Here is a 13,319-nt window from a genome sequence, read left to right as displayed (position 1 = left end):
GACAGATTTTCACGAAGGGACATTGGATGACAACCGTTAAGCCGCTGCGGGTAGGCATGGTGGGCTACGCCTTCATGGGCGCCGCCCACTCCCACGCCTGGCGGACAGCACCCCGTTTCTTCGACCTGCCCCTGCAGCCGCAGCTCACCGCCGTCGCCGGCCGGAACGCCAGCGGCGTCAGGGCAGCCGCGGACAAACTCGGCTGGGAGTCGACCGAAACGGACTGGCGCCGCCTGGTGGAACGGGACGATATCGACCTGATCGACATCTGCACCCCTGGCAACACGCACGCCGAGATCGCGACCGCCGCGCTCGAGGCCGGCAAGCACGTGCTGTGCGAAAAGCCGCTCGCCAACTCCGTCGAGGAGGCGGAGCGGATGACCGTCGTGGCTGAAGCCGCCGCCAAGCGGGGCGTCTTTGCGATGTGCGGGTTCAGCTACCGCCGCACGCCTGCGCTGGCGCTGGCCAAACGGATGGTGGAGGAAGGCCGGCTCGGAACCATCCGGCACGTCCGCGCGCAGTACCTGCAGGACTGGCTGTCCGATGAGAACGCCCCCATGACCTGGCGGCTGGACAGGAGCAAGTCCGGATCCGGGTCGCTGGGCGACATCGGTGCGCACAGCATTGACGCAGCGCAGTGGATCACCGGGCAGAACATCACCGGCGTTTCCGCGCTTCTGGAGACTTTTGTTCCCGAGCGGCCCCTTGCCGGGGACCTGGTGGGCCTGGGTGGTCACGGCGACGCAGGCCGGGACGCGCCGCGCGGGGCAGTCACCGTGGATGACGCCGCTATCTTCAGTGCCAGGTTCGACGGCGGCGGTACTTCAGCGGGCGCCGTCGGGGTTTTCGAGGCAACGCGCTACGCGCTGGGACGGAAGAACGCCATGCGGCTGGAACTGAACGGCACCAAGGCATCCCTCGCCTTCGACTTCGAGGACATGAACGCGCTCTCCTTCTACGATGCCGCCGAATCGCCAGACGCCGGCTTCCGCCGGATCTTCGTCACCGAACCCGAGCATCCCTACGCCGGCAACTGGTGGCCCACCGGCCACGGTCTGGGGTACGAGCACGGCTTTACCCATCAGGTGGTGGACCTGGTCACCGCGATCGCGCACGGCACGCAGCCGGAGCCGTCCTTCGCGGACGCCCTGCAGGTCCAGCGCGTGCTGGCGGCGGTGGAGGCCAGCGCCGCCAACTCCAGCCAGTGGCAGAAAGTCTGAGAAACGTGAGTGCAGAAGGAACCCCGATGACGCGACCCATTACTCTTTTCACCGGCCAGTGGGCCGATCTGCCCTTCGAGGAGGTGGCCCGGCTCGCCGGCCAGTGGGGCTTTGACGGCCTGGAGATCGCCTGCTGGGGCGACCACCTCGATCCGCGCCGAGCCGCAGAGGACGATTCCTATCTCCAGGGGCGGCTGGACATCCTCGAGAAGAACAACCTTCAGGTGTTTGCCATCGCCAACCACCTCACCGGGCAAGCCGTTTGCGACGACCCGATCGACGAGCGCCATCAAGGCATCCTGACCCCTGAAGTCTGGGGCAACGGCGAACCCGAGGGCGTACGGGCCCGGGCAACACAGTCCATGATGGATACCGCCAGGGCCGCGGCCAGGCTGGGAGTCGAAACAGTAACCGGGTTCACCGGCTCCTCCATCTGGAAGGCCGTGGCCATGTTTCCGCCCGCTTCGGAGGCCATGATCGACGCCGGCTACCGGGACTTCGCGGACAGGTGGAACCCCATCCTCGACGTCTTTGACGAGGTGGGGGTCCGCTTCGCCCTCGAGGTGCACCCCTCCGAGATCGCCTACGACTACTGGACCACCAAGCGCACCCTGGAGGCCATCGGGCACCGGAGTGCCTTCGGCCTGAACTTCGACCCCTCCCACTTCATCTGGCAGGACCTTGACCCTGTGATGTTCCTGCAGGACTTCGCCGAGCACATCCTGCACGTGCACGTGAAGGAGTCGGTGCGCCAGCTCGACGGGCGCAACGGCCGGCTCGGCTCGCACCTGGCCTGGGCCGATCCGCGACGCGGCTGGGACTTCGTCACCGCGGGGCACGGCGACGTGCAGTGGAACAGGATCTTCCGCACCCTGAACGCGATCGGCTATACCGGCCCCACCAGCATCGAATGGGAAGACGCCGGGATGGACCGGCTGACCGGCGCGCCGCAGGCACTGGCCCTGGTCAGGGACCTGGCGGCCATCGCCCCGCCCGCCGCGGCCTTCGACGCCGCTTTTGCCACCCGCTGAACCACCAAACCTGTTAACCAAAGGAGCCCTGTCATGTCCGAAAACAAGTCCGCCCTGGTGGTGCGCGGCGGCTGGGACGGCCACCAGCCCTTCGAAGCCACCGAACTGTTTATCCCGTACCTGAAACGGAGCGGGTACGACGTCCGGGTCGAGGAATCGCCCAAGGTCTATGCCGACGCCGGTTACATGGCGGGTGTGGACCTGATCGTGCAGTGCATGACCATGACCACCATCGAGAAGGACGAGTTTGAGGGGCTGCGGGCCGCCGTCGAAAATGGCACAGGCCTGGCCGGCTGGCACGGCGGGATCGCGGATTCCTACCGCAACAACTCCGACTACCTGCACCTGATCGGCGGTCAGTTCGCCTGCCACCCGGGCAAGCACCCGGACGAGCGCACCGGCGAGCAGTCCGACAACTACGTGCCGTACACCGTCAACATGCTCCCGGCAGCCGCAGACCACCCCATCACCGAAGGCATCGGCGACTTCGAACTTGTCACGGAACAGTACTGGGTCCTGGCAGACGACTACATCGACGTCCTCGCCACCACCACCCAAAAGGTCCGCGAATGGGACCCCTGGCACCGGGAAGTGACCTCACCCGCCATCTGGACCCGCCAGTGGGGCAAGGGCCGCATCTTCGTGGCCACCCCCGGCCACCGCGTCGACATCCTCCAGGACACCAACGTCCGCACCATCATCGAAAGGGGCGTGCTGTGGGCAAGCCGGTAAATGTAGGAATCATTGGCTGCGGCGCCATCATCGCCCAGTACCTCGCGAACTTCCGCCGGCTCGACCAAATCGAACTGGTGGCAGTGGCCGACTTGGATCAGGCGCGTGCCCAGGCCGTTGCGGACGACTACGACGGCGTCCGGGCGCTTTCCGTGGACGGCCTCCTGGCCGCGGACGACGTCGATCTCGTCCTCAACCTGACCATTCCCGCCGCCCATGCAGAGGTGGCGCTGAAGGCCATCGCCGCGGGAAAGAGCGTCTACGGGGAGAAGCCGCTGGCGGCCACAACCGCCGAGGCGCGGCAGGTGCTGGAGGCGGCACGTGAGGCGGGCGTCGTCGTCGGCTGTGCCCCGGACACGGTGCTCGGCACCGGGATCCAGACAGCCCGCAAGGCGATCGACGACGGCCTGATCGGCGCGCCTATCAGCGCAACAGCCACCATGGTGACGCCCGGCCATGAACGCTGGCACCCGAACCCGGACTTCTACTACCAGCCCGGCGGGGGTCCCCTGCTGGACATGGGTCCGTACTACGTCAGCGCGCTGGTCACGCTGCTGGGGCCGGTGGTCTCGGTCATCGGTGCCGCGAGCCACACCCGCAGCGAACGGACCATCGGTTCCGGGGCGCGTGCCGGCGAGACTGTGCCGGTAAACATTGATTCCCACGTCACGGGGGTCCTGGTGCACGCCTCCGGTGCCCTGTCGACGCTGTTCATGAGCTTCGATGCCGTGAAGTCCAAGTCACCGAACATCGAAATCCACGGAGAGCGCGGCTCGCTGGTGGTCCCGGACCCGAATCATTTCGACGGCGACGTCCAGCTTTTCGCGCTGGGCGCCGATGACTGGCAGACACTTCCCGTCTCGGCCGGTTATGTGGATTCGGGGCGGGGATTCGGGATCGCCGACCTCGCGGCCACCCCGTCGGGCTCCGAACCTCGCGCGGGCGGCCAGCTTGCCTACCACGCCCTCGAGGTGATGGAGTCGGTGCTCGCGTCAGCCCGAACGGGTTCCGCGGTGCAGATCCAGAGCACGGCGGAACGCCCGGAGGCCGTGGAACTGACAACCCTGGCAGCGCAGGTCGCGGAGGTCAGCTCGTAGGGCCGGCCAGCTCATAGGGCTGGAACCTGGTACCGCCCGGTTCTTATTGCCCGATTCGGCGGCGGCGGAATTTTCCGCCGCCGCCTTACTCATAGGGTGGGCCGTGGCCACTCCGCTGACCGTTTTCGGGCAGGCAGGCGGTGGATCGGCTGGTTCCCGGGAGCGGCGGTGCTGTGGAGCGGTAGGTATGACCGGTGGGGGTGGTGATTTCGAAGATATGCCGCGGCCCTGGTCTGGGTTGGGCTTTCCAGCCGGGGAGTTCTTTGGTGTGGTTGCAGGCTTAGCAGAGTCCGGCGCCGTTGGCGAGGGATGTTGGACCATCGTCGTGCCACGGGATGATGTGGTCGTGGTGGCGGATTGGTGCGTCGCAGTATGGGGTGCGGCAGGTGTCGTCTCTTACTTGGATGAAGCGGCGCAGTGGTGGAGGGAAGAGCCGCCGTTTCGAGTCCATGGCGACAAGGTCACCGGTTTCCGGGGCCGTGTAGAGCCGCCGGAGCCAGATCTTGAGGTCGGCCACGGTGTCTTTCTGGCCGGTGCTTTCGCCCGATGCGTTTGAGCCACCGGCGGCTGACCGGCCACCTGTCTGCCCTGCTTGTCCTTGCTCATCCCCCTGTCCGACGAGTTCGCGTGCCCATCCTGCGGGGACGATGCCGTAGCCTGCGAGTCTTGCGGGTTCACTGTCCCCTTGGAGGAGGGTGCGGTCGGTCATGACGAGATTTATGTCGATGCCGGTGATCCCGCCGGGCATGCCGGTGGTCCATTCGACGAGGGTGTCGGCCATGGCCTGATTCCGGGGGCGCGGGTCGCCGGCGGAGCGGAGGGCATCGGCCTGCCGGGAGAGCGCCTTGTAGACGGCGACGCCCTGGTGGGCGGGCAGCAGGGCGGTCAGGTAGGTCATGCAATCTGGGGCCGGGCGCAAGCTCACACCCCGTTCCGACGCGGCGTGGCTGGCCCGCTGGGTGACCGAGCGGGGGTCCCGCCGGGTGGCGGCGGCTTTGACTGCGGCGATGACGCCGCGGGTCCCGACCCCGTCGAAGGTCCCGGTATCGGCAGCGAGTTCTTCATCCACCGCTGCCCGGTCTTCCACCGTCAGGCAGGCTGTTTCCTTAACGACATACATGGCCTCTTCTTCACTCAGCTGGCCGCTATCCAAGGCTCCCAGGGTGTGCGGCATTTCGATGACCAGGGCTTTGGCCATGCCCAGCAGCCGGCCCCCGCGGTGCGGGGATTCACCACGGGCGAGGGCGATCTGCTCAGCCACACCCAGGGAGCGTTCCTTGGGTCGCTTCCTGCCCAAGTCCTCAGCCGACAGGGTTCCGGGACTGGTCTGCGCGGGGCTGGTCCCGGTCGCGAGTTCGGCTTGTTCCTGGCGCTGTCTCGCTTCGAACTCGACGGCAAGCCCGGCTTGTTGGCCGGTGGCCCAGCGTTTGAATTTCTCCAGCGCCTTGGTCTGGTCGATCAGTCCAGGACCGTCGGCGCTGAGATCGGCGCGTAAAAGTGTCTTTGCCGCCCCGACCCGGCTGTCGAGTTTGAGCGCAGAGGCAGTAGGTGTATCAGCGCCGGGGAGAGTGCCTCCTACACTGGAAGCCGCGCCGGAGGCGTCCGCGAACAGATGGTCCTTAGAACGGAGCTCGAGAAACGGGTTATCGAGGAGCTCGGGAAAGAGGTCCTCCGGAAAAACGTGGTCGGGATACTCCCCACCGGGGAAGAGGTCCTCCGGAACCATCGCGCCGAGGTAATCGTCATACACGAACCCGCCAGCCGCGAATTCATCATCGGACAGAAACGCTTCGCCCGTGAACCAGCCGTCGAGAACGGCGCCAAGGGGGAAGGCTGCGTCGGGGAAAAGGGCATCCGGAACTTTGCCCTCGGGAACTGCGGCAGCATGCGGAGCGCTGCCGTGCAGCGCCCCTACCTTTACTGCTGAATTCCCGAGAACCTCCATGAACACAGTCTGCCTCGGGGGACTGACATTTAGGGGCTGTTCGGAGCCCAAACGAAGACTGATCTAAAACTTTTTTCGATCCGTCCTGGGACGAATCCAATAAGCCGGATCAGGGCGCTTCCAGCTTTGAAAACGCCCTGATCGACGATGAGTCTGGCCCATCGGCCGGGAGAGGTTCCGCAGGTTTCGGCAAGCTCAACCGGCGGCCTCGGCCACCTTGCGCTGCTCTACGCGGTACTGTTCCGCAATGGCAGGCCGAAAATCCGGCTCGGGATGGCCGTCCAGTGCCACGTTCCACGCCGGCCGCTCCCCCGTCAGCGCCCAGGCCGCCTGCACCGCCGCGCCCCTGGCCACGTACTCGCCTGGGCTCGGAACCAGCACAGGCAGGTCGAACACCTGGGCTGCAATCCGCTGGACCGCCGGGTTCTGCACGGCGCCGCCAATCAGCAGAAGCCGCTCGGCCGGATGGCCCAGGCCGCGGAGCGCGTCCAGTCCTCCCGCCAGCCCGCACAGCATCCCCTCGACGGCGGCCCGGGCAATGTTGCTGCGCGTCGTCGAGGCGATGGACAGCCCGGAGAAGCTGGCCGTCGCGTGCGGAAGGTTGGGCGTCCGCTCTCCCTCAAAGTACGGCACCAGGACCACGCCGCCCGCACCCGGTTCCGCCTCCAGCGCCAATTGGGACAGCTCGTCGAAGTCCACACCGAGCAGACCTGCGACCGACGTCAGCACGCGGGCGGCGTTGAGGGTCACGGCGATCGGCAGGAACATGCCGCTCGCGTCCGCGAAGCCCGCCACCGTCCCGCTCGGGTCGCCGATGGGCTCGTCGGAGACGGCAAACACCGTCCCGCTGGTGCCCACGGACACGACGACGTCACCCGCCCGGGCGCCCAGCCCCAGTGCCGCTGCGGCGTTATCCCCGGCCCCGGCTCCCAGCTTTACGGGCTGAGCGGGCTGCCCCAGCACCGCAGCACCCAGCACGGAAGCATGCACCTCGCCGGGTGACGCACCGGGGGCCAGGACCCGGGGCAGGATCACGGCATCCCCGGCTGACCCCGCCGCGCCAAACGCATCCGTACCCGCCTCGACGGCGCCGCGTCCGAAGGCGAGGCGGAACAGCTCCAGGTCGTAGGTGCCGGCCGCCGGGTTCCAGTAGCCGGTGCCGCTGGCGTCGGAGCGGTCGGTGGTGAGCTGACCCAGGTCGGGTCCCAGGGGGCTGGCGCCGGCGGGGCCGTAACCCCGCAGCCGCCACGTCAGCCAGTCATGCGGGAGCGCGACGGCGGCCACCCGGGCGGCGATGTCCGGCTCATGGTCGCGGACCCAGCGGACCTTGGTGACCGTGAAGGAGGCCACGGGCACCAGGCCCGTCCGCTTCGCATAGTCCTCCGCCCCGACTTCCTCGGTGAGGGCCGCAGCCGACTCAGCAGAACGGGTGTCGTTCCAGAGCAGGGCCTGCCGCAGCACGTTGCCCTCACGGTCCAGCAGCACCATGCCGTGCTGCTGGCCGCCCACGGAAAGCGCGCTGACCCCGGAAAGTCCGCCGGCGTCGTCGAGCGCTTCGGAAAGCGCCCGCCACCAGTGGTCCGGGTGGACCTCGGTTCCGTCCGGATGGCCTGCACGGCCTTCCCGGACCAGTGCGCCGGTGCCGGCGTCCAGCACTACCACCTTGCAGCTTTGGGTCGAGGAATCGATGCCGGCAACGAGAGACACAGGAGCAGCCGTCACAGTACTAGCGGGCGCCGAGCAGGTGCTCGATGAAGAGCTGCTGGAGCTTGACGAAACCGAAGCCCTTGCCGCCGAAGTAGGCGTCGGCGTCGAAATCCTCGTAGGACGAGCGGTCCGCGAGGAGCTGTTCGTAGCCTTCGCCCGGGTTCAGCGTTGGGACGTTGATCTCGGAGACGCGCGAGGCCTCCAGGGCTGCCTGCACCTCAGGATCGGAGCGGAAGGCCTTGGCGCGTTCCTTGAGCAGCAGGTAGGTCTGCATGTTGGCAGCCGCGGAATCCCAGACACCGTTGATGTCCTCGGTGCGGCTGGGCTTGTAGTCGAAGTGGCGCGGGCCGTCGTAGGCCGGACCACCCTGCGGACCGCCGTTTTCCAGCAGGTCAACGAGCGAGAAGGCGTTCTGCAGGTCGCCGTGGCCGAACACCAGGTCCTGGTCGAATTTGATGCTGCGCTGGCCGTTAAGGTCGATGTGGAAGAGCTTGCCCTGGTACAGCGCCTGCGCGATGCCGTGGGTGAAGTTCAGCCCGGCCATCTGCTCGTGTCCGGTTTCGGGGTTGATGCCCACCAGCTCCGGGCGTTCGAGGGTCTCGATGAACGCCAGGGCGTGGCCAAGCGTGGGCAGCAGGATGTCGCCGCGCGGCTCGTTGGGCTTGGGCTCGATCGCGAAGCGGATGTTGTAGCCCTTGTCCGTCACGTAGTCGCCGAGCAGGTTCACGGCCTCGCGGTAGCGCTCGAGGGCACCGCGGATGTCCTTGGCGGCGTCGTACTCGCTGCCTTCCCGGCCGCCCCACATCACGAATGTCCCGGCACCCAGTTCGGCGGCGAGGTCGATGTTCTCCAGGACCTTGCGGAGGGCAAAGCGGCGCACACCCCGGTCGTTGCTGGTGAAGCCGCCGTCCTTGAAGACCGGGTGGCTGAACAGGTTGGTGGTAATCATGGGCACCACCATGCCGGTGGCCTTCAGGGCGCCCGTCAGGCGGTCGATCTCCCGCTGCCGGTCAGCCGCGGAGCAGCCGAACGGGAAGAGGTCGTTGTCGTGGAAGGTGATGCCGTAGGCGCCCAGGTCACTGAGGCGGTTGATGGCCTCAACCGTGTCCAGCGGCGGGCGGGTAGCGGACCCGAACTGGTCCTGCGCCTCCCAGCCGACAGTCCACAGGCCGAAGGAAAACTTGTCATCACGCGTGGGCTGAATCGCCATTGAGTGCTCCCGTTTGATTTGGAGGGACCTGTCCCGCGGGAAGATCCGGTAAATGTTCCACAAACAAACATATTCGCTTTTGAGCTGATGTCAACCACTTTTTCAAGAGGAAACTCCCCGGCTGGATATCCAAAAACCCCTATCCGACCCTATGCGGGCGGGACCTGCCGGTGTTATGTTCTCTGAAACACCAAAAAGAAGGGCAGGCGATGGTCAGCGAAGCAGGAACTGAGCTGCACACCGAGGAGTACAACTGGGCCGGCAACCTCAGGTATGCAGCCGCGGAGATCCGCGAACCGCGGACGGTGCCGGAACTGCAGGAACTCGTGTCCGGCGCTTCCCGGCTTCGCGCGCTTGGATCGCGGCACTCCTTCAACCGCATCGCCGACACCGAGGGCGTCCTGGTTTCGCTCGAGCACCTTGCCCCCGCTATCGACGTCGATCCTGAGTCCCTGACGGTGACCGTGAGCGGCGGCGTCCGCTACGGAACCCTGACGGCCGAACTGCAGCGGCAGGGCTTCGCCCTGCACAACCTGGCTTCCCTCCCCCACATCTCGGTGGCCGGCGCCGTCGCCACCGCCACCCACGGCTCCGGCGACCGCAACGGGAACCTGGCCACCGCCGTCGCCGGCCTTGAAATTGTCACGGCCGACGGCGGGATCCTCACCTTCCGCCGCGGCGACGCCGACTTCGACGGCATGGTGGTGAACCTGGGCGCCCTGGGCGTGGTCAGCAGCCTGACCCTGGACATCGAGCCTGCCTTCACGGTGGCGCAGACGGTCTTTGAAGACCTTTCATGGGATCAGGTGCTGGAGAATTTCGACGACGTGACCTCCGCGGCCTACAGCGTCAGCCTCTTCACGAACTGGAGCGGGGACAGAATTGCGCAGGCGTGGCTGAAGTCCCGCGCGGCAGCGGATGCAAACGCGGAACCGCAGGGGACTGCGTTCTTCGGCGGCACCCCGGCAACGGAGGCCCGGCACCCCATTCCCGGGGTCTCCGGCAGCACCTGCACGCAGCAGTTGGGCGTCCCGGGCCCGTGGTCGGACAGGCTGGCCCACTTCCGGATGGAGTTCACGCCGAGCAAGGGCGACGAGCTGCAGAGCGAATACCTGGTCCCCCGCAAGCACGCCGTGGACGCCATCCGGGCCATGCGCCGGCTGTCCCATCTGGTGTCTCCGCTGCTGCTGGTCTCGGAAATCCGAACCATGGCCGCGGACAGCCTCTGGCTGAGCCCGAACTACCGAACGGACAGCATCGGCCTTCACCTCACGTGGCGGCAGGACCAGCCCGCCGTCGAGGCCGTGCTCCCGGTGATCGAGGCCGAGCTGGCGCCGTTCGCCGCCCGTCCGCACTGGGGCAAACTGTTCGACGGCGACGCCTCCCGCGTCGCGCCGCTGTACCCGCGCTTCGCCGACTTCAAGGCCCTCGCGGGCCGTCTCGATCCCGAAGGAAAGTTCCGCAACGGCTTCCTCGACACCAAGGTCTTCGGCAGCTGATATCGTTCCGATGATGTCTTCCCCCCGCCAACGGGCCGCCCCGACCGCCGCGCCCAGCGAGCTGGACCCCTCGCGGCGGAACAACCTGGCGCTGATCACGTCCCTGGTCCACCATCACCGTGTCCTCAGCCGGGCACAGCTGACGAAACGAACAGGGCTCAACAGGTCAACGGTCGGAACCCTGATCGGCCAGCTCACGTCACTCGGCCTGGTCTACGAGACCGCGCCCACCGGCGAGGCCCAGGTGGGCCGGCCGAGCCCCGAGGTGCGGCCGAGCCCGTCCATTGCGGCGCTGGCTGTTTATCCGGAGATCGACGCGGTTACCATCGGGCTGGTCAACCTCGGCGGCATCGTCCAGAAGAAGATCCGGTTCGCCACGGAACGGATTCCCAGCGCACGGGAGGCGGCGAATATTGCCGCAGCCGTAATTGAGGGGATGCGCACGGAGCTGGAGCACTCGTACCGGATCACCGGCATCGGCGTGGCGGTCCCGGGCCTGGTAAACCCCGACGACGGAACGGTCACCCATGCGCCGCACCTGGGCTGGCGGGACGAACCGGTGGCCCGGATGCTCAGCGAGGCCACGGGCTACGACTGCCAGGCAGCCAACGATGCCTCGCTGGCGGCCGAGGCGGAGCTGATCTTCGGGGCCGGCGCCGGGCGGGACAACCTCATCTACCTCAACGGCGGAGCCAGCGGCATCGGCGGCGGGATCATTTCCGACGGCAGGCTGCTGCGCGGGGCGTCCGGCTATGCCGGGGAACTGGGCCATACCTTCGTCCGGACGGATGGCGAACAGTGCCACTGCGGCGCCACCGGCTGCCTGGAAACCGAGGTGTCGCAGGGTCGGCTTTTTGAGTTCCTCGGCCTCAGCGGCGGCGACACGCCCCAGCTGGAACAGGCGCTCCGGGCGTCGGGCAGCCCCGCCGTCGCCGAGGAGATCTCCCGGCAGCTGGGCTACCTGGCCATCGCGCTGCGGAATGCCGTCAACACCTTCAACCCGGAGGTGATCATTCTCGACGGCTTCCTGGGGGTCCTCTATGCGCTGGCGCCGTCCACCCTCGACGGCCTGCTGCTGTCCCAGGCGATGGACGGCCCCGCCGGCCAGGTCAAGGTGCACCCCGCGGCGCTGGGATCCAACCTCATGATGATTGGCGCAGCGGAGCTCGGGTTCGCCAGGTTCCTGGCCGACCCCGCAGGCTTCGGGGCGGCCGCGGACTAAGGGCTGCGGCGAAGGCTCAGAAACACGGAAGCAGGGCACCGGGTGCGCCCTAAGGGGATGCACCTGCTGCCCTGCCATGAGCTGCCAGACCTACCGGCCGAAAACGACCTCGTACGTCCGGGTCTGGCTGCCGTCCTCGCTCCGGACGGTTACGACGGCGGTGCCGGACTTCGCGTCAACCTGACGCACAGTGACCGTGGCGTAGGGGTCTGCCGCGGTGGCCGTGACCTCCTGGTGCTGCCCCTGGACACCGGTCAGGTAGGAGGTGACGCCCGGGTCGAAGCCGGCAAGTGGCCGGCCGTTGACGGAAATTCCCGCTGCCGCGGCATAAGAGGACTGGCCTGGTGCCTGCGCGAGGACCTGCACTTCGCTGACGGTCATGTGCGTGTTCGCCCGGGCGGTGAGCACCACGCGCACGTCCTTGGTGTCCGCATTGGAAACCGGAACCGTCACCACCGGGGCGGGGCTGCCGCTGGGAACCTGGACCGCAGTGCCCGCGTTCTTCCACGTGCCGTCGGCGGCCCTCGTCTGCACCTGAAGGCTCTGGGCGTAGCTGTCGGTTGATCCGTCACGGTAGAAGTGGACCTTCACGCCGGTCACCATCTTCTGGCCGGCCAGCGACACGGACAGCGTGTCGGTGGTGTTCTTGGTGCCGGATTTCCAGTTGGACCAGGCCTTGTCGGTGAGGTTGCCGTTGCCCAGTCCGGCCGTTCCGTAGCCGGGCTCGGTGAACGAGGCGCTGAACGTGGTACCGGGGTCATCCGCAACGTTGTCGGCCGTTCCCGCCGTGACCTGCACACGCACCGTGGCCGGCAGCGTGCGTCCGTCGGCGGCGTCCGCGGTGCCGGCAACGCTCACCACGCCAGTTTCGGTGAACGTGGGAGCCGCATGCCAGGCCACGGGCCGTTCCACCTTGCTACGTCCTGCAGCAGCTCCGCATCAACACCACGGAACCTTCGTCACCCTGGTACCCACCCAGCTTGTCATCCGGGCGAGCACGGCGGCACCGCATGCGGCTCACGGTGCAGGATAGCTCCTTGTCATCCAGCAAAGGCGGGGAGCGATTGTTGATATGATCAATGATTGTTTTTCACCACTACCGGAGCAGGCAACGCTATGCACGACACTAAAGCCGGAACGCCGCGGCTGGCGGCCGCCAAGGTCGGCGACGACGCCGGCCTCCTGCTGGCCAAGCTGCACACGGCGGGGTCCGCGCTTAACAACCGGGCCCTCGGGGACTTTGGGCTGCGGGAGCGGTCGTTCTGGATTCTGACGCTCGCCTGCAGCGGACTGGAGCCGACCCAGCGGGAACTCGCCACTTTCCTGAGCCTGGACCCCAGCCAGGTAGTCAGCCTCGTGGACGACCTCGAACGCCGGGGGCTCGTGGAGCGCGCCACCGGCAAGCAGGACCGGCGTGCCAGGATCATCGTCTCCACCGCGGAGGGCCGCCGGATCCACACGAAAGCCCGCGCCTTGCTGGAAGCCTGCGAACACGAACAGCTCACCGCGCTTTCAGAGGACGAAGCCGGCCAGTTGAGGACGCTGCTGCGCAAGGCCCTGTGGGGCGGGACGGACTAGACGCCCCGCGTGTGCCGTGATTTAACGGCGAAAGCCCCGCCCCGTCCGCCTGAGCGAACGGAGCGGGGCCTCCCCGGC

The 13,319-nt window shown here is 67.3% G+C and carries 10 protein-coding genes and 1 pseudogene; 7 read left to right on the top strand and 4 right to left on the bottom strand.

What is annotated here, in order from left to right; genetic code table 11:
- Positions 1 to 26 precede the first annotated feature (26 nt).
- From ACFTSA_RS17560 to ACFTSA_RS17545, 4 genes are read left to right on the top strand one after another with little or no spacing between them, the layout of a single operon-like run.
- Complete coding sequence (locus ACFTSA_RS17560; RefSeq protein WP_377952894.1) at positions 27 to 1,220, top strand: Gfo/Idh/MocA family protein; 1,194 nt, start codon at positions 27 to 29, stop codon at positions 1,218 to 1,220.
- Positions 1,221 to 1,246: 26 nt separating this feature from the next.
- Positions 1,247 to 2,251: a sugar phosphate isomerase/epimerase family protein gene (locus ACFTSA_RS17555; RefSeq protein WP_377952892.1), complete on the top strand. Its 1,005-nt coding sequence runs from the start codon at positions 1,247 to 1,249 to the stop codon at positions 2,249 to 2,251.
- 33 nt (positions 2,252 to 2,284) lie between these two features.
- Positions 2,285 to 2,983 (top strand): ThuA domain-containing protein, encoded by a 699-nt coding sequence (locus ACFTSA_RS17550; RefSeq protein ID WP_377952890.1) that lies wholly within the window; start codon positions 2,285 to 2,287, stop codon positions 2,981 to 2,983.
- A complete protein-coding gene (locus ACFTSA_RS17545; RefSeq protein WP_377952889.1) occupies positions 2,968 to 4,080 on the top strand; it encodes a Gfo/Idh/MocA family protein in 1,113 nt (370 codons plus the stop codon). The genes ACFTSA_RS17550 and ACFTSA_RS17545 overlap by 16 nt, the downstream gene beginning before the upstream one ends.
- 85 nt (positions 4,081 to 4,165) lie before the next feature.
- Here the strand turns inward: ACFTSA_RS17545 and ACFTSA_RS17540 are convergent.
- From ACFTSA_RS17540 to xylA, 3 genes and pseudogenes are all read right to left on the bottom strand, one after another.
- Positions 4,166 to 5,692: pseudogene (locus tag ACFTSA_RS17540) on the bottom strand (HNH endonuclease).
- Positions 5,693 to 6,220: 528 nt separating this feature from the next.
- Complete coding sequence (locus ACFTSA_RS17535) at positions 6,221 to 7,732, bottom strand: xylulokinase (protein ID WP_377952888.1); 1,512 nt, start codon at positions 7,730 to 7,732, stop codon at positions 6,221 to 6,223.
- A 19-nt stretch (positions 7,733 to 7,751) separates the two neighbouring features.
- A complete protein-coding gene (gene xylA / locus ACFTSA_RS17530) occupies positions 7,752 to 8,942 on the bottom strand; it encodes a xylose isomerase (RefSeq protein ID WP_377952886.1) in 1,191 nt (396 codons plus the stop codon).
- Between the two features lie 209 nt (positions 8,943 to 9,151).
- Between xylA and ACFTSA_RS17525 the strand changes: the two genes are divergently transcribed.
- Positions 9,152 to 10,441, top strand: a complete 1,290-nt coding sequence (locus ACFTSA_RS17525; RefSeq protein ID WP_377952885.1) for an FAD-binding protein — start codon at positions 9,152 to 9,154, stop codon at positions 10,439 to 10,441.
- A 13-nt stretch (positions 10,442 to 10,454) separates the two neighbouring features.
- A complete protein-coding gene (locus ACFTSA_RS17520; RefSeq protein ID WP_377952883.1) occupies positions 10,455 to 11,663 on the top strand; it encodes an ROK family protein in 1,209 nt (402 codons plus the stop codon).
- 90 nt (positions 11,664 to 11,753) lie between these two features.
- On the opposite strand, the gene ACFTSA_RS17515 is transcribed toward ACFTSA_RS17520, so the two are convergent.
- Positions 11,754 to 12,563 (bottom strand): discoidin domain-containing protein, encoded by an 810-nt coding sequence (locus ACFTSA_RS17515; RefSeq protein WP_377952881.1) that lies wholly within the window; start codon positions 12,561 to 12,563, stop codon positions 11,754 to 11,756.
- A 216-nt stretch (positions 12,564 to 12,779) separates the two neighbouring features.
- Here ACFTSA_RS17515 and ACFTSA_RS17510 point away from each other — a divergent pair, with 216 nt between their 5' ends.
- Positions 12,780 to 13,241 (top strand): MarR family winged helix-turn-helix transcriptional regulator, encoded by a 462-nt coding sequence (locus ACFTSA_RS17510; RefSeq protein ID WP_377952879.1) that lies wholly within the window; start codon positions 12,780 to 12,782, stop codon positions 13,239 to 13,241.
- Positions 13,242 to 13,319 lie beyond the last annotated feature (78 nt).

Origin of the sequence: Arthrobacter sp. NPDC057013 (assembly GCF_042674585.1) — a bacterium.
GTDB lineage: Bacteria > Actinomycetota > Actinomycetes > Actinomycetales > Micrococcaceae > Arthrobacter.
Note: the sequence above shows the minus strand (reverse complement) of the source record. Positions and strands in the feature narration are given on the sequence as shown.